Raw genomic sequence first — 22,358 nt, 5'->3', positions numbered from 1 at the left:
TCGGTAAGTTCGGGGGAACGCCGTGGGTGTCGCCCGAGCGAACCCACCCGCCCCCGACGCCGCCGTGAGGAAACCTGTCGTGACCACTCGATCCGATCGAGACAACGCCCCCGTCGTATCCCTGCCCGGACTCGTCTCGAAACTGCCCCGGATGGCTACCGATCTCCCCATCGTGTTGCGCGGAGCGGCCGGGATGACCCGGAAGCCGAGCGCCCGTGAGACGATCGGCTCGGTCTTCCAGAAACTCGCCGAACGCCACCCCGAGCGGCCCTTCCTGCGGTTCGAAGGCGATTCGATCGGCTACGGCGAGGCCAACGCGCAGGTCAATCGGTATGCCTCGGTGCTCGCCGATCGTGGTGTCGGCAAGGGCGACGTCGTCGGCATCCTCATGGGAAACCGGCCCGAGACGCTGCTGGTCGCGCTGGCCGCGGTCAAACTCGGCGCCGCCGCCGGGATGCTCAACATCAACCAGCGCGGCGAGGTGCTCGAGCACAGCCTGTCGCTGCTCGACAGCGCCGTCCTGGTGATCGGGGAGGAGTGCGAGGAGGCCGTCGACTCCCTCGGGGGCGAACCGCAGGCCCGCACCGCGCTGCGCTTCGGTGAACTGGACACCGCCGCCCGCGACGCCGACGCGTCGAATCCTGCAGTCACCGAGAATCTCCGGGCTTCCGAGACCGCCTACTACATCTTCACCTCCGGCACGACAGGCCTGCCGAAGGCCAGCCGCATGACGCACTTCCGGTGGTTGAAGTCGATGTCGGGACTCGGCAGCCTCGGGGTGCGCCTGCGCAGCACCGACGTCCTGTACTCGTGCCTGCCGCTCTACCACAACAACGCGCTCACCGTCGCGTTGTCCTCGGTGCTCGCCGCCGGCGCCGGTTTCGCGCTCGGCCGGAAGTTCTCGGCCTCCAACTTCTGGGACGACGCGGAGCGCAACGGCGCCACCGCCTTCATCTACATCGGCGAGATCTGCCGCTACCTGCTCAACCAGCCGCAGCGGGAGGACGACGCGGACCACGGGATCCGTCTGGCCGTCGGCAACGGTCTGCGCGCCGAACTGTGGGACGAGTTCACCGAACGCTTCGGCATCGACCGCATCGCAGAGTTCTACGGGGCCAGCGAGTGCAACATCGCCTTCATCAATGCGCTCGACCAGAAGCGCACCGCCGGAATCTGCCCGCTGCCGTACGCCGTCGTCGAGTTCGACCCGGACTCAGGGCAGGCGCGGCGCGGTGACGACGGCCGGTTGACGAAGGTCGGCAAGGGCGAGGTCGGGCTGCTGCTCGCGAAGGTCACCTCCCGCGCACCCTTCGACGGATACACCGATCCGGAAGCCACCGAGAAGAAGCTGCTGCGCGACGCGTTCTCCGACGGTGACGTGTGGTTCGACACCGGCGACCTCGTCCGCAACCAGGGCTGGATGCACGTCGCCTTCGTGGACCGGCTCGGCGACACCTTCCGCTGGAAGGGCGAGAACGTCGCGACGACGCAGGTCGAGGCCGCGGTGTCGTCGCACGAGACGGTCGCCGAGGCCGTCGTCTACGGCGTGGAGGTCGAGGGAGCCGACGGTCGCGCCGGGATGGCCGCGATCACCTTGAAGGAGGGTGTCGAGCTCGATGGGGCGGCACTTGCGAAGTCACTGCACGACGCGCTGCCGGACTACGCGGTTCCGCTCTTCGTCCGCGTCGTCGACGAGCTCGAGTACACGACGACCTTCAAGAGCCGGAAGGTCGATCTGCGCAAACAGGGCCACACCGAGACCGGTGAGGACGCCGTGTACGTGCTCGCGAGTCGCAGCGAGGGGTACCGGCCGATCTTCGACGGCTTCGTCGACGGCGTCGCGAAGGGTGAATTGCCCGGTCGCTGAGCATGTCAGGATGGGATCATGAGCGGCCCCGCGACCGATGTCGACGAGCAGACCCCCGTGACCCGCCCCGGTCCGGCACCGTCCACCCTGTGCGGGCGCCCGGTCGCCACCGACCGTGCGCTCGTCATGGCGATCGTCAACCGCACACCCGACTCGTTCTACGACCGGGGAGCGACCTTCGAGGACGACGCGGCGCTCGCAGCCGTCGACCGCGCGGTAACCGAGGGTGCCGATCTCGTGGACATCGGTGGGGTGAAGGCCGGGCCGGGCGAGGTCGTCGACAGCGACGAGGAGATCCGGCGCGTCGTGCCGTTCGTCGCCGCGATCCGTGAGCGGTACCCGGATGTGCTCATCAGCGTCGACACCTGGCGCAGCGAGGTCGCGCGTCGCGCCCTGGGTGAGGGTGCCGATCTGATCAACGACACGTGGGCGGGCGCCGATCCGGAGCTCGTCGCGGTCGCCGCCGAACTCGGGGCCGGCATCGTCTGCTCCCATACCGGTGGTGCCGTGCCGCGCACCCGGCCGCACCGCGTGAGGTACGCCGACGTCGTGGACGAGGTGGCGGCGGAGGTCGCCGCGGCCGCGGATGCCGCCGCCCGCGCCGGCGTGGCGAGCGACTCGATCCTCATCGATCCGACCCACGATTTCGGAAAGAACACCCATCACGGACTCGCTCTGTTGCGGCACGTGGACGTTCTTGTAAAAACCGGGTGGCCTGTGCTTATGGCGCTGAGCAACAAGGACTTCGTGGGGGAGACTCTGGGAGTCGAACTCGCAGACCGGTTGGAGGGCACATTGGCAGCGACAGCTTTGGCCGCAGCGGCCGGCGCACGGATGTTCCGGGTACACGAGGTGGCAGCCACACGTCGGGTGGTCGACATGGTCGCGGCGATCGCGGGCACGCGTCCGCCGGTGCGCACGGTGAGGGGGCTGGCATGAGTGCACCTGCACGCACGTGGGGCGAGGCCAACAGCTGGGACCGGCCCACCTGGGCGATCGATGAACTGATCGAGGCCAAGGCGGGCCGCACGGTGACCGTGGTGCTGCCCGCCCTCGACGAGGAGGACACCGTCGCGGGAGTGATCGACACGATCCACCCGCTGCTCGGTGGTCTCGTGGACGAACTGGTGGTTCTCGATTCGGGTTCCACCGACGAGACCGCGTCGCGGGCACGGGCGGCGGGCGCCCGCGTCCTGTCCCGGGAGGAGGCGGTACCGGGCATCGAGCCCGTCCCGGGCAAGGGCGAGGTGCTGTGGCGGTCGCTTGCCGCGACCTCCGGCGACATCATTGCCTTCGTCGACTCCGATCTGATCGATCCCGACCCGGCTTTCGTGCCGAAACTGCTCGGGCCGCTGTTGCTCGGCGACGGCGTCCACCTCGTCAAGGGCTACTACCGGCGGCCGTTGCGCACAGGGGGAGGCGAGGACGCACACGGCGGTGGCCGGGTCACCGAACTCGTCGCACGGCCGTTGCTCGCGGCGCTGCGACCGGAGCTGACCTGTGTGCTGCAACCGCTCGGCGGTGAGTACGCCGGCACGCGGGAACTGCTCGAGTCGGTCCCGTTCGCACCCGGTTACGGAGTGGAGATCGGGTTGCTGCTCGACACCTACGACCGGTTCGGTCTCCACGCGATCGCACAGGTCAATCTCGGAGTCCGCAAGCACCGCAACCGCCCGCTGTCCGAGCTCGGGGCGATGAGCCGGCAGATCGTGGGCACGATGCTCGCGCGGTGCGGAATCGCCGACTCGGGTGCGCCGCTCACCCAGTTCCTGGTGGAGGGCGACGCGTTCGTGCCGTTCGAGACCATCGTCGATCTCACCGACCGGCCCCCGATGGTGACGGTCACCGGCTGAACCGACGGCCGGTACCCCGGCCGGTGTCGGCCGCTCGTGCCAAGATCGGAGCATGCTCACGGTTCTGCTGTACGTGCTCGTGATGGCGGGCGTCGCCGCGGTGCTGTTCTTCGTCGCGAGCGCCGTCTTCGGCCGGGGCGAGACGCTGGCACCGCTGCCTCCGGGCACCACCGTCACGGTGCTGCCCGCCACCGACGTCACCGGCACCGACATCCGCGACCTGCGGTTCCAGCAGACCGTGCGGGGTTACAAGATGAGCGAGGTCGACTGGGCGCTCGATCGTCTCGCCCGCGAGGTCGACGATCTGCGGGTCCGGCTCGCCGATGCGGAGGCGCGTGCGGCGGGAGAGTCGTCGGTCGACGGCGCCGAGGAGGACGTCGAGGCAGAGGATGTCGAGACAGAGGATGTCGCCGGGGCCGGGGCCGGAGACGTCGATGGGGAGAGCGTCACCGAACGCGCGTCGTCGGAGTCGCCGGGGGAGTCACGGTGAGGCCCGACGAGCAGGGGGCCGTGATCGACACCGACGACCGCGTGCGGTGCCCGTGGGCCGTCGACGGTCCCGGTTCGTCGCTCTACCGCGACTACCACGATTGCGAGTGGGGCCGGCCGCTGCACGGGCGCGACGAGATGTTCGAGCGGCTCTCGCTCGAGGCGTTCCAGTCGGGCCTGTCGTGGCTGACGATCCTGCGCAAGCGCGAGGCCTTCCGCGCGGCGTTCCGGGGGTTCGACGTCGATGCGGTCGCCTGTTTCACGGAGGTCGACGTCGAACGACTGCTCGCCGACGCGGGCATCGTGCGCAACCGCCGCAAGATCGAGGCGGTGATCGCCAACGCGCGGGCCGTGCTCGAATTACCCACCGCCCTCGACGACCTGTTGTGGTCGTTCGCACCGCCGCGACGCGCGCGACGGTTGCGCACGATCGAGTCGGTTCCGGCGGTGACACCGGAGTCCACGGCGATGGCCCGTGAGCTGAAGCGTCGCGGCTTTCGATTTGTGGGCCCTACCACTGCATATGCGCTGATGCAGGCCACCGGGATGGTCGACGATCACCTGGAATCGTGCTGGGTGTCACTCGGTCCGCAGAACCCGGAAGGGTCTCTTACCCAGGAGTCAGCTACGCGCACGTATTCCGGATAGGGAAGAATGAGAGGGTGCGCGTCGCCGCGATCGGCGATGCAACCACACGGTAACCCACGCGCCCGGCGGTCGGGTGCAGATTTGGAGGGAGCAGAGGATGGCGGCCATGAAGCCCCGGACCGGGGACGGTCCCCTCGAAGCAACCAAAGAGGGACGAGGAATCGTCATGAGGGTTCCACTCGAGGGCGGCGGACGTCTGGTCGTCGAGCTCACGCCGGAAGAGGCTGCGGCACTCGGCGACGAACTCAAGAGTGTCACCAGCTGATCGGCCCCTCTCAGGGCACTCCGGGCCCCGCGCTCCTCGGCGCGCGGGGCCCGGTGTCGTCCTGAGAAGACGATCGGAGGCGCGATGCTCGCCGATGTGATCGACCTTCTCGCGTGCCCACACTGCGAGTCCGCGCTCGACCTCGACGACAACGTCGTGGTGTGCGATCGCGGGCACAGCTTCGACGTCGCGCGCCAGGGTTACGTGTCGCTGCTCGCCGGGGGTTCGACACCCTTCACCGGCGACACCGCCGAGATGATCGCCGCCCGCGCCGATTTCCTCGGGGCCGGGCACTACGACCCGATCCGTGATGCGGTGGCCGACGTGTGCGTCGAATCGACGGACGACACGGTTGCGGCAATCCTCGAGGTGGGTGCCGGAACAGGTCGGTACCTCGCGAGCGTGCTCGACGCGATACCGGCGGCGCGCGGCATCGGACTCGACGTCTCCAAGCCCGCGGTGCGACGCATCGCCCGCAGTCATCCGCGGGCCGGTGCGATCCTGGCCGACGCGTGGCAGCGGCTGCCCGTACGGTCGGCCTCGCTCACACACGTGCTGTCGATCTTCGCGCCCCGCAACGCGGCCGAGAGCCACCGCGTGCTCGAGCCCGGAGGGACGCTCGTCGTCGCCACGCCCACCTCGGAGCATCTGCGTGAGCTGGTCGCGCTGCCCGGCATGGTGAGCGTGGACGACAAGAAGACCGAACGGCTGTCCTCCGCGCTGTCGGGACACTTCGAGCGGGTGGGACGAACGGACGTGCGCTTCACGGCCGCCCTCCCGCGCGACGTACTCGGTCTCGTCGCGGGGATGGGCCCGTCGGCGCACCACGTCACGTCCGAGCGGCGCGAGCAGCTGCTGGCCTCGCTGCCCGACCCGTTCGCGGTGACGGTGTCGGTCACCGTCACCGCGTGGCGACGGATCGGCACGGCCGGCGAACTCAGCGCGCCGTGAGCACCTGCTGGTAGACGGCAACGGTCTGGCGGGCGATCTGTGCCCACGAGAATTCGCTGACGGCGCGGTTGCGACCGGCCCGGCCCCATTCCGCGGCGCGATGGCGGTCGCTCGCCACCTCGTCGACGGCCGCGGCGAGTGCGCGCTCGTAGGTCTCGGTGTCGAAGGCGTCGTAGTGCACCAGGCGTCCGGTGACTCCGTCCTGCACGACCTCCGGGATACCGCCCACATCGGAGGCGACCACGGCGGTCTCGCAGGCCATGGCCTCGAGGTTGACGATTCCCAGCGGTTCGTACACCGAGGGGCAGACGAAAACGGTCGCCGCCGAGAGCAGTTCGCGGACCGACTCGGTGGGCAGCATCTCGCGTACCCAGTGCACCCCGTTGCGGGCGTCCTGCAGGGCCGCCACCGCGCGTTCGGTCTCCGCAGCGATCTCGGGGGTGTCGGGGGCGCCGGCGCACAGGACGAGCTGGATGTCCGGATCGAGGTGGTGTGCCGCGGCGATCAGATGCCCGACGCCCTTCTGCCGGGTGATGCGGCCGACGAACACGGCGATCGGGCGGTCCGGGTCGAGACCGAGCCGGGCGACCGCGGATTCGTGACCGGGGGCGGCCGGACCCGGATGCCAGACGGTGGTGTCGATCCCGTTACGCACCACGTGGACCCGTGCGGGGTCGACGAAGGGGTACGCGTCGAGCACGTCGAGGCGCATCCCGTCGCTGACGGCGATGACGGCGTCGGCGTACCGGACGGCGTTGCGTTCGGACCAGGAGGAGATGCGGTAGCCGCCTCCGAGCTGCTCGGCCTTCCACGGCCGTCGCGGCTCGAGGGAGTGCGCGGTGAGGATGTGCGGAACGTCGTGGAGTTCGGCGGCGAGATGTCCGGCCAGGCCCGTGTACCAGGTGTGGGAGTGCACCACGTCGACGCCGGAGGCAGCATGCGCCATGCGCAACCCGGCGGACAGGGTCGTCAGAGCGGGATTGGCGTCGCGGAGCGCCGGGTCGGGGGAATGCACGAACGCGGTGTCGCGCGGTGCGCCCGTGCAGTGCACGTCGACCTCGACCAGTCGGCGCAGTCGGTCGACGAGTTCGGTGACGTGGACCCCGGCCCCGCCGTACACCTCAGGCGGATATTCCCGCGTCATCATTGCCACCCTCACCGCCTCAAACTAGCGGGCGGCGCGGGTTCCGGCCACCCGGCCCGGACTGTGTGATCCGACGCCGAGATCCCGCTTCGCTGGCGGCGGCCTGGGTCGGGGGATAGGTTGAAGCGTGTGAGGAGCCAGCCCCATGTGCTTGGAATCGTTCTCGCCGGCGGCGAGGGCAAACGTCTGTATCCGCTGACCGCGGACAGAGCCAAGCCAGCAGTGCCGTTCGGGGGCGCGTACCGCCTCATCGACTTCGTGCTCAGCAATCTCGTGAACGCCGGCTATCTGCGCATCTGCGTTCTCACGCAGTACAAGTCGCACTCCCTGGACCGGCACATCTCGCAGACCTGGCGCCTGTCGGGCTTCACGGGTGAGTACATCACCCCGGTGCCGGCCCAGCAGCGTCTCGGTCCACGCTGGTACACCGGCAGCGCCGACGCGATCCTGCAGTCGCTCAACCTGGTCTACGACGAGGATCCCGAGTACATCGTGGTCTTCGGTGCCGACCACGTCTACCGGATGGATCCCGAGCAGATGGTGCGTCAGCACATCGAGTCGGGAGCCGGCGTCACCGTCGCCGGTATCCGCGTGCCGCGCAGCGAGGCGTTCGCGTTCGGATGCATCGACAGCGACGAGAGCGGCAGGATCACCCAGTTCCTCGAGAAGCCCGCGCACCCGCCCGGGACGCCCGACGACCCCAACGTCACGTTCGCGTCGATGGGCAACTACGTCTTCACCACGAAGGTCCTCGTCGAGGCGCTGCGCGCCGACTCGGAGAATCCCGACTCCGACCACGACATGGGCGGCGACATCATTCCCGCGCTCGTCGAGCAGGGTGAGGCCCACGTCTACGATTTCAACGACAACGTGGTCCCCGGCGCGACCGAACGCGACCGTGCCTACTGGCGCGACGTCGGCACGCTCGACGCCTTCTACGACGCCCACATGGACCTCGTGTCGGTCCACCCGATCTTCAACCTCTACAACCGGAGGTGGCCGATCCGTGGGGCGGCCGAGAACCTTCCGCCCGCGAAGTTCGTGCAGGGCGGTCTGGCGCAGGAATCGATCGTCGGTGCCGGCAGCATCCTGTCGGCCGCCACGGTCCGCAACTCGGTGCTCAGCTCGACCGTCATGGTCGACGACGGAGCGACCGTCGAGGGCAGCGTGCTCATGCCCGGTGTGCGCATCGGCAAGGGCGCGGTGGTGCGCCGAGCGATCCTCGACAAGAACGTCGTCGTCGGCGACGGTGAGATCATCGGCGTGGACCTCGAGCGCGACCGGCAGCGGTTCGCGGTCAGCAACGGTGGTGTCGTCGCCATCGGCAAGGGCATCTGGATCTGAGCGCCCGCTCGCCGGGGACGTTCTCGGCCCGGGCGCACCCGCGCAGATCAGCTGAGGCGCACCGCGCAGATCAGCTGAGGCGCACCGCGCAGAGGAGCCCGTCGCCGAGCGGCAGGACCACCGGTGCGAGACGCTCGTCGTCGGACACCGCACGGGTGGCCTCCCGCACCGCGAGCACCGTCGCGTCGCGCGCGGCCGGGTCGGCGACCCGCCCGTCGAGCAGGGCGTTGTGCAGCACGATCACCCCGCCCGGCCGGAGCAGGCGCACCCCTTCGCGCACGAAGTGCGGATGGTCGGCGGGGGTCGCGTCGACGAAGACCATGTCGTAGCCGGAGTCGGCGAGTCGCGGCAGCACGTCCAGCGCCCGGCCGTTGATGAGCCGGGTGCGCGACGCCACGATGCCGGCTTCACGGAAGGCGATCTTCGCCGCGCGTTGATGTTCCGGTTCGCTGTCGATCGTGGTGAGCACGCCGTCCTCACGGAGACCGTGCAGCAACCACAGCCCGCTCACACCCGCACCGGTGCCGATCTCCACTACAGTCCTGGCGTCGAGCATGCGGGCGAACATCGCAAGGGCGGCTCCGACGGAGGGGGAGACCGGGTCGGCACCCAGATCTTCGGCACGGTCACGCGCCGCGGCGAGTTCCTCGTCCTCGACGACGATGTTCTCGGCGTGGGTCAGAATGCGATCGGCGTTGGTCTGCACCTCACCGAGGCTATCCTCGGCGATTCGCTCGCGCAGGCAGGCGCGCACGGAATGGTGCCGTGAGTTGTGTGATTCCGAGGGGGATCACGCCCGGGGCGGTTTTCTCAGGGACGTTTCAGGCTACTCATACGGCGACCACATCGCCGCGAGGAAGACTGACGATCGACGAACCAGACGATCGCTCCGGTTCACGACTTCGAGGACACACCGCCGCGGGGGACGTTCCCTCGAGGAATATCCCGCGCAGATCGAGTGTTGCAGGCCCCGAAGCCCGTGTCCGTCCGCGGTCCCGACGAGGAGGATCCAGCGATCCACATGACCCGATCCCACACCGTTCCCGAGTACGACGCCTCGGCGCTCGACGCTGCCTTCGAGGCGGACCTGAGCGGCACCGCGGCGTTCGATGCCACCGGGGATCGCACGGCCATGCCGTCGTGGGACGAGCTCGTTCGTGAGCACGGCGACCGTGTCTACCGCCTCGCCTACCGTCTTTCCGGTAATGCCCAGGACGCCGAGGATCTCACGCAGGAGACCTTCATCCGCGTCTTCCGATCGTTGCAGAACTACCAGCCCGGCACGTTCGAGGGCTGGTTGCACCGCATCACCACGAATCTCTTCCTGGACATGGTGCGCCGCCGGAACCGCATCCGGATGGAAGCGCTCCCGGACGACTACGATCGGGTACCGGCCGCAGGGCCGAACCCCGAGGAGATCTATCACGACGCGCGTCTCGGCGCCGATCTGCAGTCCGCACTGGACTCGCTCGGACCCGAGTACCGTGCCGCGGTGGTGCTCTGTGACATCGAAGGTCTGTCCTACGAGGAGATCGGTGCCACACTGGGGGTGAAACTCGGTACGGTACGAAGTCGTATCCACCGAGGCCGCCAGGCACTCCGCGAGTACCTGCGCGAGCACGGAAAGGCCGAAAACGGTCGCGTCGATGCGGGGTAGCCGCCGGGAGGTAGTGATGACGATGGTGCAACCACCTCGCAGGTTCGGCTCCACGGAACATCTCGCCAGCGAGGCAGTTGCCGCATTCGTCGACGGCGAACTGCGCATGGCGGCCTACATGCGGGCCGCCCAGCACCTGTCGATGTGTCCCGAGTGCGCCGCCGAGGTCGAAGCCCAGCAGCAGGCCCGCCACGCACTCCGGTCCGCCGCCGATCACGTACCCCGTATGCCGAGTTCGCTCCTGGGAACGCTGAGCAGCATTCCTTCACACCTGTGCGATCCGTCCCCGCATCCGCAGGCGGACGACCGGTTCGCCGCGCGCCGGTGGTCGATTCTCCGGCGCCGGTGACCGGACGGTCGGTAACAGGTGATCCGATGCCATCGGTGATACTGGGCTGCGTGACGGACCTATACGGGGGAGACGGGCACGCGTGACGGCCGAATCTGCGCAGCACACCGAACGACCGGCCGGCGACGGCCCTCGTCGTGGCGACGAGCTGCCCCATGCCTCGTCGGGGAGAGGCTCGTCCGGCAACGCCTCGTCGGCCGGGTCCGACCTGCCGGACGGCGCGATCCCCCGTCCTGCCGACGCGCCTCGCCTCGACCCCCGGCCCGTCTACCGCCCGGCCGTCGATCCCGCATCGGCACGTGTCTTCGGACGCCCGGACGGCGCCGACGGATCGTTCGACTCCTCGGCTCATCCTCGCGTCGTCGACCCGCGCGTCCATCAGGCGCCTCCGACGGACGCGATCCTCGCCGAGGCCTACGGACGGCCGTCCGACGCCGACGAGACACTCCAGCGTCCCCCGTCGGAACCGGCGGGCGCGGCCGAGGACGAGGCAGAGGTCGATCCCTGGCGCGACCCCGACTCCGCGGTGCGGCTCGGTCCGCCCATGGCCGGGGAGACCGAGGAGCAGGAGCTTCCTCCGGCGCCCGGACTCACCCTGCGCGAGGTGTTGTTCGACCGCCGTGTCCAACCCCGTGCTCTCGCGACACTGGCTGCGGTGGCCGTCGTCATCGGCATGGTCGGCGGACTCGTCGTCGCCCTCGCGACCGCCGACAACGGCTCGCTGACCAGTCGCGGAGTGACGCTGAGCCAGTCGGGCTCCGACGAGGAACTGCCCACCGGCGCGGTCGCGCGTGTCGCCGACACCGTGCTGCCCGCGGTCGTCTCCATCCAGACCACCGTCGGCGGCGACGCCGGCACCGGATCCGGCGTGGTGATCGACGGCGCCGGCTACATCGTCACCAACAACCACGTCATCTCGATGGCCGCCGGCAACCCCGACGCGAAGGTGCAGGTCACCTTCGATGACGGCACGAAGGTGCCCGCATCGATAGTCGGACGCGACATCAAGACCGACCTCGCGGTGCTCGCCGTCGAGAACGTCGACAACCTGGTCGTCGCCGAACTGGGCCGCTCCGAGGACGTCCAGGTAGGCGAGGACGTCGTCGCGGTCGGGTCACCGCTCGGCCTGAGCAAGACCGTCACCCGCGGCATCGTCAGTGCGCTGCACCGGCCCATGCGGCTCAGCGGGCAGGGCACCGACACCGACGCGGTGATCGACGCCGTCCAGACCGACGCCTCGATCAACCCCGGCAACTCCGGCGGCCCCCTCATCGACATGGAGGGTCGCGTGATCGGCATCAACTCCGCGATCAAGTCCGAGACCGGCGGTTCGGTGGGTCTGGGCTTCGCGATCCCCATCGACGACGTCACCGAGGTGGCGCAGGAGCTGATCCGCACCGGCGAGATGCGGCACCCGGACATCGGCGTGAACGCACGCTCGGTGGTCAACGACGTCGCGAGCGGCGCGGAGGTCGCCAACGTCCGTCAGGACAGCCCGGCCCAGCGCGCCGGCATCGTCGAGGGCGACGTCATCGTCAAGGTCGGCGACCGCGAGGTCACCAGCGCCGACGAACTCGTCGTGGCGGTCCAGCAGCAGGAGATCGACGAACCGATCACCGTCCAGCTCGTGCGCAACGGTCGCCTCGTCGACGTCGAGGTCACCCCCGTCTCCGACTGAGCGGCCCCTGTCTCGGACAGAACGTCCCAGCCGCGTGATGTGACCTTCCCCGTAGGTGCTGCGATCCGGACGAGACCACGTACCCTGGATGCGTGTTCGGCAACATCGGTTGGGGCGAGTTCCTGGTACTCATCGTGGCGGCCCTCGTGGTTCTCGGCCCGGAGCGCCTGCCAGGCGCCGTCTCGTGGGTGGCCAAGTCGCTGCGTCAGGTACGCGACTACGCCACGGGAGCGCGCGACCAGCTCAAGCAGGAACTCGGACCGGAGTTCGACGACCTGAGGCAACCGCTGTCCGAGCTGAACCAGCTGCGCGGCATGACACCGCGGGCCGTGATCACCAAGCATCTGCTCGACGGCGACGACTCGATCCTTACCGGCAATTTCGACAAGCCGTCCTCGGCGGCTCCGGGAACGCCCACCAACGGCGCGGCCCGGCCGAACCTGTCGAAGCCGCTCGCCCCGGACGAGAAGCCGCCGATCGATCCCGACGCCACCTGACAGATTTCCTACGATCGAGCCCCCGCCGTGAAAGCACGGCGGGGGCTCGATCGATATCGGGCTCTTACAGGTGACGCGTGGTGTCGATTCCCAGCGACATGCCGGCCAGTCCGCGCTTGCGCACCGCCAACTTGTCGGAGACCTCCTTGAGCGCCACCGCGGGCGCCGAGTCGGGCGCCGCGAGAACGATCGGAGTACCGGAGTCGCCGGCTTCGCGCACGGCCGGGTCGAGCGGGATCTGACCGAGCAGCGGCACCGTCGCACCCACCGCGCGGGTGAGCCGCTCGGCGACGGCCTGACCGCCACCGCTGCCGAAGACGTCCATGCGGGTGCCGTCGGGCAGCTCGAGCCACGACATGTTCTCCACCACGCCGGCGATGCGCTGACGCGTCTGCAGCGCGATCGAACCGGCACGCTCGGCGACCTCGGCGGCGGCCTGCTGCGGCGTCGTCACGACGAGGATCTCGGCGTTCGGGATCAGCTGCGCGACGGAGATGGCGACGTCACCCGTGCCGGGCGGCAGGTCGAGGAGCAGGACGTCGAGGTCGCCCCAGAAGACATCGGCGAGGAACTGCTGCAGCGCGCGGTGCAGCATCGGGCCACGCCACACCACCGGGGTGTTGCCCTCGGTGAACTGGGCGATGGAGATCATCTTCACGTCGTGCGCGATCGGAGGGATGATCATCCGCTCGACCTGCGTGGGCTTGGCGGACGTGCCGAGCATGCGGGGGATCGAGTGACCGTAGATGTCGGCGTCGAGCACACCCACCGACAGGCCGCGCGAGGCCATCGCCGCGGCGAGGTTGACGGTGACCGACGACTTGCCGACACCACCCTTGCCGGAGGCCACCGCGTAGACGCGCGTGAGCGACCCGGGCTGGGCGAACGGGATGACGGGCTCGGTGGAATCGCCGCGCAGCGACTTGCGGAGCTCGGTGCGCTGCTCGTCGCTCATCACGTCGAGGGTCACCCGGACCTCGCCCACCCCGGCGACGTCGGCGACGGCCTTGGTGACGCGCTCCGAGATCTCGGTGCGCATGGGGCACCCGGCCGTGGTCAGATAGATCGCCACATCGACGCTGCTGTCGGCGCCGATCTCGATGCTCTTGACCATTCCGAGATCGGTGATGGGCTTGCGGATCTCCGGGTCCTGGACCCGTGCGAGCGCACTGCGGACGTCGGACTCACTGACTGCCATGACGCCCATGGTAGGCGGCACGCCGCTCGCCACCGGATACGGGTCGACGACCGCCTCCGGGCCTCAGTGGATACGGGGGAGATCCGCGGGGCTCGGGTCGATGCCGGTGGAGTAGGCCGTCGACCAGGCGAGCACGTTCGCCACGTAGGCCATCGAGTTGTTGTAGCGGTGGATCGCCTTCGTCGAGTGCGCGAGGTTGCGCATGTCGAGGCCACCGTCGCACAGGTACTTCGCGGTGGTGAGCGTCGAGTCGTACAGGTTCTGGGGATCGGAGACCCCGTCGCCGTTGCCGTCGCCCGCGTACTGGTTCCACGTGGTGGGGATGAACTGCATCGGCCCGACCGCGCGGTCGTAGACGGTGTCGCCGTCGAGGGCGCCGCCGTCGGTGTCGTGGATGACGGCCTGGCCGGGCAGGCTGCCGTTGAGCGGCAGTCCGATGACGGGCTCGAGCAGGTTGCCCTTGTCGTCGGCGCGACCACCGTTGGCGTGTCCGGACTCGACGCGGCCGATGCCGGCGAGGAGCGTCCAGTGCATGCCGCAGGCGGGATTCTCCTCGGCGAGGACGCGCTCGGCGTTGCGGTAGGCGGCGTAGTTGATCCCGGGGATGCCGAGCGGGCCCTCCTGGAGGACCTCGGGCTCGGGTTCCGGCTGGGGGGCGGCCTTGAAGGTGCGCACGGGTGCCGGTTCGGGCTCGAGCATGATCGTCTGCACGACGGCGACCGCTTCGGGAACCACGGCGGCGAGGTCGGCCGAGTCGGTCGACGACGCCGTCGGCTCGGTCTCGTGGTGAGCTGCACCCATCAGCGCTCGCGGCGACGCACCCGCGGTGGTCGCGGCTGCGGCGACCAGTCCGACCGGAACGAGTCCGGTCATCGCGATGACGGAATTTCGCCGAAGCTTCGAATCCGACGGTTTGGCGTGGCGGCCCAATGGATAACCCTCCCTCGGGTGCCTCGGAACGAGACACCTTCGTTACGTGCCGGGCCGAGGCTACAGCATTCGATGCTCTTCCGTTACTCAAACGTGATGTAACGGGGGTGCATGCATGCTGCTGTGGCCCATCCGTGCTGGTCCGGTGGGTCGGATGGGGTGAAAGAAAAAGATGACGACACGCGTGTCGCGCGTGTCGTCATCTCGCGTGTGTGCCGGGAGTTATTCGCAGAAGGCGGGCACCAGGCAGGGGAGTTCGGGCAACTCCGGCATCGGTGGCGGGGCCGGGATGTTCTGTTCGGGTGCCTGCTGGGCCGGAGTGTCGGCGGGCGCTTGCTGGGCAGGAAGGTCGGCGGGCGCCTCCGGCCCCGGCGGGTCGGCCGGCTGAGGTGTCGCCTCCGGAGCCGGCGCGGTGACCGCCGGAGCCGGCGCAGGGGCCGCGACATCCGCGGCGTTCGGAATCGGCCGCGCCGGGATCGGGGCGAGATCGGCGGGAGCCACCTCGGCGGCCTTCGAATACGCACCGGACCAGTGCCGGACGTTCGCCAGATAGTCCGGTGACGGATCGACCGACGCCACCGCCCGCGCCTCACCGTCGGGCTCGCGCAGGTTCCCGCCCTCCGCGCACATCCGGGCGCCGGCGGCCAGGGTCGCGTCGAAGATGTTCTGCGGATCGGCGGTGCCGTCCGCGTTGCCGTCGGCCGAGTACTGCTCCCACGCCGCGGGGGCCAGGCGCATCGGCCCGAGCAGCCCCTCCGGGGTGACGACCGGCGTGGTCAGCGTGCCCAGGATGTCGGTGCGTCCCCCGTCGGCGTGTCCGGAGCTCAGGCGCCCGACTGCCGCGAGCAGATTCCACGGCAGGCCGCACTCGGGGGAGTCGATGGCCAGCTGCATCTCGGCAGCGCGGTAGGCGTAGAAGACAAGTTCGGGGATCGCGAGCGGCCCGTCGCCGAGGACCGCCGCACCTCCTGCCGCGGCCGGGGCGTCGGGCGGAAGCTGGGCGAGCGGGTCGCTCGGGCTGCGCAGCGGTTGCGCATCGCGCACCTCGCCGGGGAGCACGCCCACCGCCGGAGCGGCGCTCGGCTCGGTCGCGGCGGACGTCGTCTCCGCCACCACCGTCGCCGACGACGCTGTCGCCGCGAGTCCGGCAGCGACGATCACCGGCATCGCCAGCGCGACCTTCCACCGCACGCGATCACCCTCCTCCGGTCGTCCGTCCGACTGCTGTGACGAAGGTTACAGAAGGATGCCGGGTTGTGTGCAACCGGGCGTGCCGGACAACAGGACGGGGTCCCTCAGCGACGGGGCCCGCGGGTGCGCGGAGTGCCGGCGTCGTCCTCGTTCTCGTCGTCGATCAGCAGGGCGCGCAGATCGTCGAGTTCGCGACGCAGATAGTCGCGGGTCGCGACCTCGCCCACCGCGAGTCGCAGGGCCGCGAGTTCGCGTGCCAGGAACTCGGTGTCGGCCTTGGTCTGCTCGGCGCGGGCGCGGTCCTCCTCGAGCGACACGCGGTCGCGGTTCTCCTGCCGGTTCTGCGCCAGCAGGATCAACGGCGCCGCATAGGCGGCCTGCGTCGAGAAGGCCAGGTTGAGAAGGATGAAGGGATAGGGATCCCACTGCAGTCCGACCGCGGCGATGTTGAGGGCGATCCACACGATGACGACGATCGTCTGGATGGCGAGATAACGGCCCGTTCCGAGGAACCGGGCGATCGACTCGCTGACCCGGCCCACCGCCTCGGCGTCGAAGTTGAAGCGGAACCTCGACGCCTGTGGAGTCTCGAGGCGCGAGCGGCCCTGCGTGCTGCGGTCACTCATCCTCGATGTCCTCCTCGCGCCAGTCCTCCGGCAGCAGATGGTCGAGCACGTCGTCGACGCTCACCGCGCCGAGCAGGTGCCCCTCGTCGTCCACCACCGGACCGCAGACCAGGTTGTACGTCGCGAAGTACCGGGTGACGGTGGTCAGGGCGTCGTCGGGGGCCAGGCGCGGCAGGTCGTCGTCGACGACCCCTCCCACCAGGCTCGCAGGCGGTTCCCGGAGCAATCGTTGCAGATGGACACAGCCGAGGTATTTGCCGGTGGGCGTCGCGGTGGGCGGCCGCACGACGAAGACCATCGATGCCAGGGCCGGACTCAGATCCGGATTGCGGGCGCGGGCGAGCGCTTCGGCCACCGTGGTCGCCGGCGTCAGCACGACCGGCTCGGGGGTCATCAGACCACCGGCGGTGTCGGGGGAGTGCTCGAGCAGGCGGCGCACCGGCTCGGAGTCCTCGGGGTCCATGCGTTGCAGGAACGACTCGGCGTCCGTCGCGGGCAGTTCACCGAGGAGGTCGGCGACGTCGTCGGGATCCATCGCCTCGAGCACCGCGACCGCCCGGTCGAGACCGAGCTGGGTGAGCAGGTCGGTCTGGTCGTCGGAGGGCAGCTCCTGCACGATGTCGGCGAGGCGTTCGTCGTCGAGCGCCGCGGCGACCTCGGTGCGTCTCTTGATCGGCAGGTCGCGCAGGGCGTTCGCGACGTCCGGCGGGCGCATGTCCTCGAACTGCAGGAGCAACTGCGCGACACCCTGTCCGGGCAGCGACAGTGCCTGCTGGGTGAGTCCGTGCACGTGCGGCCATTCCACGATATGGATGGGGGAGCGGCGCGCGAGCCGGCCGCGATGGCGACGCACCGCGACCCGGGCGACCACCCAGTCGCGGGTGCGCATGAGCTCGAGCCCCAGATCCACCACGACGGCGTCGACACCCATCAGGTCCGGCAGCTCCGGGTCGTCGACGCGCACACGCGAATCGAGGACCTGACCGAGGGCGAGCACCTCCGAGGGCCGTTGTGTGAACCGGCGCAGACTGACGTTGCCGGTGACGAGGGTGACCGCACCGGGTTCGATCGCGGTCACGCGCAGCATCGGGACGAAGATCCGCTTGCGGGTGGGCAGTTCGACGACGAGCCCCAGCGCACGAGGAGGCTGACGCCCCACTCGTATGGTCAGCACGACATCGCGGACGCGGCCGATGGACTCGCCGTCGGGGCCGAGAACGACCAGTCCGGCCAGCCGCGCGACGAAGACCTTGCTCACTGCTGCCATGATTGCCAGGCTAGAGCGTGCCCACGCTGTTCCCGGAACTCGGAGGTCTGGTCAGGTCATGTCGTTTTCGTTCAGGCCCCGGAGGTCGGTACTCGCGGTTCCCGGCAGCAGCCGGAAGATGATCGACAAGGCCAAGGGCCTTCCCGCCGACGAGATCTTCCTCGATCTCGAGGATGCCGTGTCGCCGCTGGCGAAGGAGCAGGCCCGCAGCACCATCGTCGAAGCTCTGAACGAGGACGGCTGGGGCGACCAGATCAAGGTCGTGCGCGTCAACGACTGGACCACGGATGCGACCTATCTCGACGTCGCGACGGTCGTCGGTGGTGCCGGCGCGAATCTCGACGCGATCCTGCTGCCGAAGGTGTCCGACGCGAGCCACGTGAAGGCGCTCGACCTGCTCCTCACGCAGGTCGAGAAGGCCCACGGTCTCGAGGTGGGACGGATCGGTATCGAACCGCAGATCGAGAACGCCATCGGGCTGACCAACATCGACGAGATCGCGACGGCGAGCCCGCGCGTGCAGACGCTCGTGTTCGGTCCCGCAGACTTCATGGCGAGCATCAATATGCGCACGCTCGTCGTCGGTGAGCAGCCCGAAGGTTACGACGTCGGCGACGCCTACCACCACATCCTCATGACGATCCTCATGGCCGCGCGTGCGCACGGGCTGCAGGCCATCGACGGTCCCTACCTCCAGATCCGCGACGTCGACGCCTTCCGCCGGTCGGCGCAGCGCACCGCCGCCCTGGGCTTCGACGGCAAGTGGGTGCTGCACCCGAGCCAGATCGACGCGGCCAACGAGGTCTTCAGCCCCCGGCAGGAGGATTACGACAAGGCCGAGATGATCCTCGACGCCTACGAGTGGCACACCTCGGCCGAGGGCGGCGCCCGCGGTGCCGCGATGCTCGGTGACGAGATGATCGACGAGGCGAGCCGGAAGATGGCTCTCGTGATCTCCGCGAAGGGTCGCGCCGCCGGGTTGCAGCGCACCCAGAAGTTCGAGCCGCCGGCCTCCTGACGGGAACGACCAGGAAAAAGAACATATCGGGCGAACCATCGCGGCGTGCCGGTCCCCGTCGAGGCAGAATGGAGACCGGCGCCGCGACCGTCGGCGTGCATCGCGAAGGAGCCGAAACGACATGACGAATCCCCTCGGACCCGGTCGCCAGGTACCCGGTCTGCCGACACCTCCCACGGGCTGGCCCGTCGGTTCGTACCCGACCTACGCCGAGGCGCAACGGGCGGTCGACCACCTGGCCGATCAGAACTTCTCCGTCGAGGACGTCACCATCGTCGGTGTCGATCTCATGCAGGTCGAGCGGGTCACCGGTCGGCTCACGTGGCCGAAGGTGATCGGCGGTGGCATCGTCTCGGGTGCATGGCTCGGCGTGTTCTTCGGTCTGCTGCTCGGCATCTTCTCCACGGACTTCCTCGGCCCGCTGCTCGTCGGCCTCGTCGGCGGCATCATCTTCGGCCTCATCTCGGCGAGCATCCCGTACGCCGCGACCCGCGGTCAGCGCGACTTCTCGTCCACCATGCAGCTCGTCGCCGGCCGCTACGACGTGCTGTGCCAGCCGCCCACCGCCGAGAAGGCGCGCGACATCCTCGCCAAGCTCGCCATCTGATCGTCGCGCGGTCGCGCGTTCGCCGAGAACGGCACTCGTCGTGATCGGCCTCGCGCCACTACTGTCGATCCCATGCCCGACCTCGATTCGGTGGCCGATGCCCTCTACGGCCTCGACCCAGGAGACTTCGTGGCGGCCCGCTCCGAATTCGCGGCGCAGGCACGCGAAGCGGGCGACCGCGAGCTGACGGCGGCCATCGGCAGACTGCGCAAACCGACGGTTGCGGCCTGGATGGTCAACCTGCTCGCCCGCGAACGGGCCGACGAACTCGCGGCGCTGCTCGACATCGGATCCGCCCTGCGCACCGCGCAACGACGACTGTCCGGCAGCGAGATGCGGAAACTGTCGGAGCAGCGTCGCCGGGTGGTCGCCGCGCTCGAGCGCGACGCGGGTCGGCTCGCCGCCGACCGCGGCCGCACCGTCTCGGAGAGCGCACTGCGCGAGGTGGGGCGCACCCTCAACGCCGCGTTGTCGGATCCCGACATCGGGGAGCAGGTCCGGCAGGGCCGACTCGACGCGATCGTCGAGTCCGACGGTTTCGGCGACCTGTCGGCGATGCCGCTCACCGTCGTCCGCGGAGGGTCGGAGGAGGACGACGAGGACGACCGGACGGCAGCGGGCAAGCCTGCACGCAAGAGCAAGGGCGAGCGCGAACCCACCGAGCGCGAGAAGGCTGAGCAGGCGGCTCGCGAGGCGGAGATCGACGAGGCCGCTGCCGCTCTCGACTCGGCGCACAGCGCGGCCGAGGAAGCGCGCGAAGCCGCGTCGGCGGCAGAGCAGGAGCTGGACCGTCACGAAGACGAGGTCGCCGAGCTCCGGGCGAAGCTCGAACACGCCGAGCAGCAACGCACCTTCGCGCGCCGCGCCGCCGCCGAGGCGAAGAAGCGGGTGGTCGCCGCCGAACGTGCCGTCTCGGCCGCCGAGGCCAACCTCGCCCGGACGAAGAACTGAGCTGTCAGGTGTGCGCCTTCGCGTGCGCGACGAATTTGCGCTGCCAGGGCGTCTCGACCGCGCGCGGATGGTAGTGCCGCCGAACGAAGTCGACCGCCTCCTCCGGGGAGAGCCCGTCGAGGACGGCGAGGCACGCCAGTGCGGTGCCGGTGCGGCCGCGTCCACGCCCGCACGCGATCTCCACCCGCTGCCTCCCTGCGCGGATCCACGCCTCGTACAGAATGGCGAGAGCGTCTTCCGGGTCGCGCGGCGTGCGGAAGTCGGGCCAGTGGATCCACCGCGACTCCCACTCGAACGGTGCTGCCGGGGGGCGGCCGAGGAGATACACCCCGAAGTCGGGAAACGGCTCGTCGAACACCGGTCTGCGCATCCCGCGTCCCCGCACGAGTCGGCCGGAGGGCAGCTGCAGCACCCCGGTGTCTGCTGGATCCCACTCGCGTCGCACGCTGGAAACCTACCCGCCCGGAGCCGGTGTACCGAACGTCACGGCCGTTCACCCGCGGTGCAAGTTCGCGGTCGATAGTGTCGTTCCATGGGTGAGCGAACGGAACCGGAGATCAGAGTTCTGGAGTCGGAAGCCGAACTGCGGGAGGCGTCTGCGCTGTTCCGCACGGCGATGGTGGGTCTGCCCTCGTGGCCCGAGGTTCCCGACGGGACGGTGAGCCGCTATCTCGAGGCCGGCCGCACGTGGGGTGCCTTCCTCGACGGCATGCTCGTCGGGACAGTCGACGCCACGAGCGGAAATCTCACCCTGCCCGGCGGCGCCCGGGTGCCGCACGCGGCGGTCACCCACATCGGTGTGCTGCCCACCCATACGCGTCGCGGCGTGATCTCCGGACTCGTGCACCGGCAGCTGAGCGACGCGCGCGACCGCGGTGAGATCCTCGCGACGCTGCGTGCCTCCGAAGCGACCATCTACGGCCGGTTCGGCTACGGCGTCGCCTCGACCTCGGTGTCCGTCGACGTCGACGTGCGTGGTGCCGCACTGCGTCCCGACGTGCCCGAGGCCGGAGCGGTGCGTCTGCTGACCTATCCCGATGCGTGGGACGTGCTGGCGCAGATCCATTCCCGTCATCTGCCGCCGCGCCCCGGCATGATCGATCGGTCGGAGTACTGGTGGAACTCGCGCCGATGGCGGGCCGACTCGCTCACCGACCCGATGTACGTGGCGGTGCACGGCGAACCGGGGCAGGAGGACGGCTTCGTCCGGTACCACCCCGTCGACACGCAGGCGTGGTTCACCAGCCGCAACCGCACTGTCGTGGTCGACGACTTCTTCGCCCCGTCACCCGAGGCGTATGCCGGTCTGCTCCGTTTCCTGCTCGGCCTCGATCTGGTCGACACGCTGCGGTTCATGGCTCTTCCGCAGGACGATCCGATGCCGCTCGTCCTCGGCGACGCGCGTGCGGTGCAGTTCCGTTCGGTCTCGGACGAGACGTGGTTGCGCATCCTCGACCTCGATCGGGCGCTGTCGGCGCGGAGCTACCGGGGCTCGGGGTCGGTGACCGTCGAGGTGTCCGATCCCGTGCTCACCGACAATGCCGGCGTCGTCGAGATCTCCGCCGGCGGCGCGGTGCGTACCACCGGACCGGCCGATCTCGCGGTGGACATCGCCGACCTCGGTGCGCTCCTCCTCGGCCGGCCCGGCTGGAGTCGGATGGCCGCCGCAGGGCGTGTCCGGGTGCGGCGGCCCGAGGCCGTCGACACCGCCGACCTGCTGTTCTCCTGGCCGAACGCGCCCTTCGCGGGCACGTCCTTCTGATCGCTCCGGCGCGTCGAAATCGCTCCGGCAGTACGCCCCGCTCGTTTTGCTACGGCTGGCCGGTAC

At 69.6% G+C, this 22,358-nt stretch carries 24 protein-coding genes; 16 read left to right on the top strand and 8 right to left on the bottom strand.

The features are described from left to right. Positions 1-79: 79 nt before the first annotated feature. The 7 genes from A8G18_RS14565 (at position 80) to A8G18_RS14540 (ending at position 6,073) form a co-directional block, all read left to right on the top strand. Complete coding sequence (locus tag A8G18_RS14565; RefSeq protein WP_084421819.1) at positions 80-1,867, top strand: long-chain-acyl-CoA synthetase; 1,788 nt, start codon at positions 80-82, stop codon at positions 1,865-1,867. Positions 1,868-1,885: 18 nt separating this feature from the next. After that, a complete protein-coding gene (gene folP, locus A8G18_RS14560) occupies positions 1,886-2,806 on the top strand; it encodes a dihydropteroate synthase (RefSeq protein ID WP_064064430.1) in 921 nt (306 codons plus the stop codon). Then, entirely contained in the window at positions 2,803-3,720 is a 918-nt protein-coding gene (locus A8G18_RS14555) for a glucosyl-3-phosphoglycerate synthase (protein WP_064064429.1), read from the top strand. The genes folP and A8G18_RS14555 overlap by 4 nt, the downstream gene beginning before the upstream one ends. 52 nt (positions 3,721-3,772) lie before the next feature. After that, positions 3,773-4,210: a DivIVA domain-containing protein gene (locus A8G18_RS14550; protein ID WP_064064428.1), complete on the top strand. Its 438-nt coding sequence runs from the start codon at positions 3,773-3,775 to the stop codon at positions 4,208-4,210. After that, on the top strand, positions 4,207-4,857 hold the full coding sequence (locus tag A8G18_RS14545; protein ID WP_425337702.1) for a DNA-3-methyladenine glycosylase I: 651 nt from the start codon (positions 4,207-4,209) through the stop codon (positions 4,855-4,857). Before A8G18_RS14550 ends, A8G18_RS14545 begins: the two co-directional genes overlap by 4 nt. A gap of 97 nt (positions 4,858-4,954) precedes the next feature. Continuing rightward, positions 4,955-5,122 carry a DUF3117 domain-containing protein gene (locus A8G18_RS22230; RefSeq protein WP_006554284.1) on the top strand — a complete coding sequence of 56 codons (168 nt, stop codon included), beginning with the start codon at positions 4,955-4,957 and terminating at the stop codon, positions 5,120-5,122. Between the two features lie 84 nt (positions 5,123-5,206). After that, positions 5,207-6,073, top strand: a complete 867-nt coding sequence (locus A8G18_RS14540; RefSeq protein WP_064064427.1) for a putative RNA methyltransferase — start codon at positions 5,207-5,209, stop codon at positions 6,071-6,073. On the opposite strand, the gene glgA is transcribed toward A8G18_RS14540, so the two are convergent. Beyond that, the gene (glgA, locus tag A8G18_RS14535; RefSeq protein ID WP_064064426.1) at positions 6,060-7,232 is read right to left on the bottom strand and encodes a glycogen synthase; all 1,173 of its coding nucleotides are present in this window, start codon (positions 7,230-7,232) and stop codon (positions 6,060-6,062) included. The genes A8G18_RS14540 and glgA overlap by 14 nt on opposite strands. 114 nt (positions 7,233-7,346) lie before the next feature. Here glgA and glgC point away from each other — a divergent pair, with 114 nt between their 5' ends. Continuing rightward, positions 7,347-8,561, top strand: a complete 1,215-nt coding sequence (gene glgC / locus A8G18_RS14530) for a glucose-1-phosphate adenylyltransferase (RefSeq protein WP_084421817.1) — start codon at positions 7,347-7,349, stop codon at positions 8,559-8,561. Positions 8,562-8,631: 70 nt separating this feature from the next. On the opposite strand, the gene A8G18_RS14525 is transcribed toward glgC, so the two are convergent. Next, positions 8,632-9,267, bottom strand: a complete 636-nt coding sequence (locus A8G18_RS14525; RefSeq protein WP_026002828.1) for an O-methyltransferase — start codon at positions 9,265-9,267, stop codon at positions 8,632-8,634. A gap of 315 nt (positions 9,268-9,582) precedes the next feature. On the opposite strand from A8G18_RS14525, the gene sigE reads away from it, so the two are divergent. The 4 genes from sigE to tatB all read left to right on the top strand — a co-directional run bounded on the left by sigE (position 9,583) and on the right by tatB (position 12,742). Further along, complete coding sequence (gene sigE, locus A8G18_RS14520; RefSeq protein WP_026002829.1) at positions 9,583-10,218, top strand: RNA polymerase sigma factor SigE; 636 nt, start codon at positions 9,583-9,585, stop codon at positions 10,216-10,218. Positions 10,219-10,234: 16 nt separating this feature from the next. Continuing rightward, positions 10,235-10,567 carry an anti-sigma factor family protein gene (locus A8G18_RS14515; protein WP_016932070.1) on the top strand — a complete coding sequence of 111 codons (333 nt, stop codon included), beginning with the start codon at positions 10,235-10,237 and terminating at the stop codon, positions 10,565-10,567. An 82-nt stretch (positions 10,568-10,649) separates the two neighbouring features. Continuing rightward, a complete protein-coding gene (locus A8G18_RS14510; RefSeq protein WP_115311556.1) occupies positions 10,650-12,245 on the top strand; it encodes a S1C family serine protease in 1,596 nt (531 codons plus the stop codon). Positions 12,246-12,337: 92 nt separating this feature from the next. Beyond that, on the top strand, positions 12,338-12,742 hold the full coding sequence (gene tatB, locus A8G18_RS14505) for a Sec-independent protein translocase protein TatB (RefSeq protein WP_060651697.1): 405 nt from the start codon (positions 12,338-12,340) through the stop codon (positions 12,740-12,742). 64 nt (positions 12,743-12,806) lie between these two features. Here the strand turns inward: tatB and A8G18_RS14500 are convergent, their stop codons facing one another. The 5 genes from A8G18_RS14500 to A8G18_RS14480 form a co-directional block, all read right to left on the bottom strand. Next, entirely contained in the window at positions 12,807-13,940 is a 1,134-nt protein-coding gene (locus A8G18_RS14500) for an Mrp/NBP35 family ATP-binding protein (protein ID WP_064064446.1), read from the bottom strand. 63 nt (positions 13,941-14,003) lie between these two features. Further along, on the bottom strand, positions 14,004-14,870 hold the full coding sequence (locus A8G18_RS14495) for a lytic transglycosylase domain-containing protein (protein WP_064064424.1): 867 nt from the start codon (positions 14,868-14,870) through the stop codon (positions 14,004-14,006). A gap of 222 nt (positions 14,871-15,092) precedes the next feature. Further along, positions 15,093-16,061 (bottom strand): lysozyme family protein, encoded by a 969-nt coding sequence (locus A8G18_RS14490; RefSeq protein ID WP_064064423.1) that lies wholly within the window; start codon positions 16,059-16,061, stop codon positions 15,093-15,095. Positions 16,062-16,165: 104 nt separating this feature from the next. Beyond that, complete coding sequence (locus A8G18_RS14485; RefSeq protein ID WP_024103444.1) at positions 16,166-16,687, bottom strand: DUF1003 domain-containing protein; 522 nt, start codon at positions 16,685-16,687, stop codon at positions 16,166-16,168. Then, positions 16,680-17,954: a magnesium transporter MgtE N-terminal domain-containing protein gene (locus tag A8G18_RS14480; RefSeq protein ID WP_064064422.1), complete on the bottom strand. Its 1,275-nt coding sequence runs from the start codon at positions 17,952-17,954 to the stop codon at positions 16,680-16,682. Before A8G18_RS14480 ends, A8G18_RS14485 begins: the two co-directional genes overlap by 8 nt. 58 nt (positions 17,955-18,012) lie before the next feature. Here A8G18_RS14480 and A8G18_RS14475 point away from each other — a divergent pair, with 58 nt between their 5' ends. The 3 genes from A8G18_RS14475 to A8G18_RS14465 all read left to right on the top strand — a co-directional run bounded on the left by A8G18_RS14475 (position 18,013) and on the right by A8G18_RS14465 (position 20,530). Further along, positions 18,013-18,972 (top strand): HpcH/HpaI aldolase/citrate lyase family protein, encoded by a 960-nt coding sequence (locus A8G18_RS14475; RefSeq protein ID WP_064064421.1) that lies wholly within the window; start codon positions 18,013-18,015, stop codon positions 18,970-18,972. A 121-nt stretch (positions 18,973-19,093) separates the two neighbouring features. Further along, on the top strand, positions 19,094-19,579 hold the full coding sequence (locus A8G18_RS14470) for a YflT domain-containing protein (RefSeq protein ID WP_006554299.1): 486 nt from the start codon (positions 19,094-19,096) through the stop codon (positions 19,577-19,579). A 72-nt stretch (positions 19,580-19,651) separates the two neighbouring features. Next, on the top strand, positions 19,652-20,530 hold the full coding sequence (locus tag A8G18_RS14465) for a hypothetical protein (RefSeq protein WP_060651692.1): 879 nt from the start codon (positions 19,652-19,654) through the stop codon (positions 20,528-20,530). Between the two features lie 4 nt (positions 20,531-20,534). Here the strand turns inward: A8G18_RS14465 and A8G18_RS14460 are convergent, their stop codons facing one another. Beyond that, positions 20,535-20,975 (bottom strand): protein-tyrosine phosphatase family protein, encoded by a 441-nt coding sequence (locus tag A8G18_RS14460; protein WP_024103447.1) that lies wholly within the window; start codon positions 20,973-20,975, stop codon positions 20,535-20,537. 87 nt (positions 20,976-21,062) lie between these two features. Here A8G18_RS14460 and A8G18_RS14455 point away from each other — a divergent pair, with 87 nt between their 5' ends. Then, positions 21,063-22,292: a GNAT family N-acetyltransferase gene (locus tag A8G18_RS14455; protein ID WP_064064420.1), complete on the top strand. Its 1,230-nt coding sequence runs from the start codon at positions 21,063-21,065 to the stop codon at positions 22,290-22,292. Positions 22,293-22,358: the final 66 nt, after the last annotated feature.

Origin of the sequence: Rhodococcus gordoniae (genome assembly GCF_001646655.1) — a bacterium.
Classification (GTDB): Bacteria; Actinomycetota; Actinomycetes; order Mycobacteriales; family Mycobacteriaceae; genus Rhodococcus; species Rhodococcus gordoniae.
Note: the sequence above shows the minus strand (reverse complement) of the source record. Positions and strands in the feature narration are given on the sequence as shown.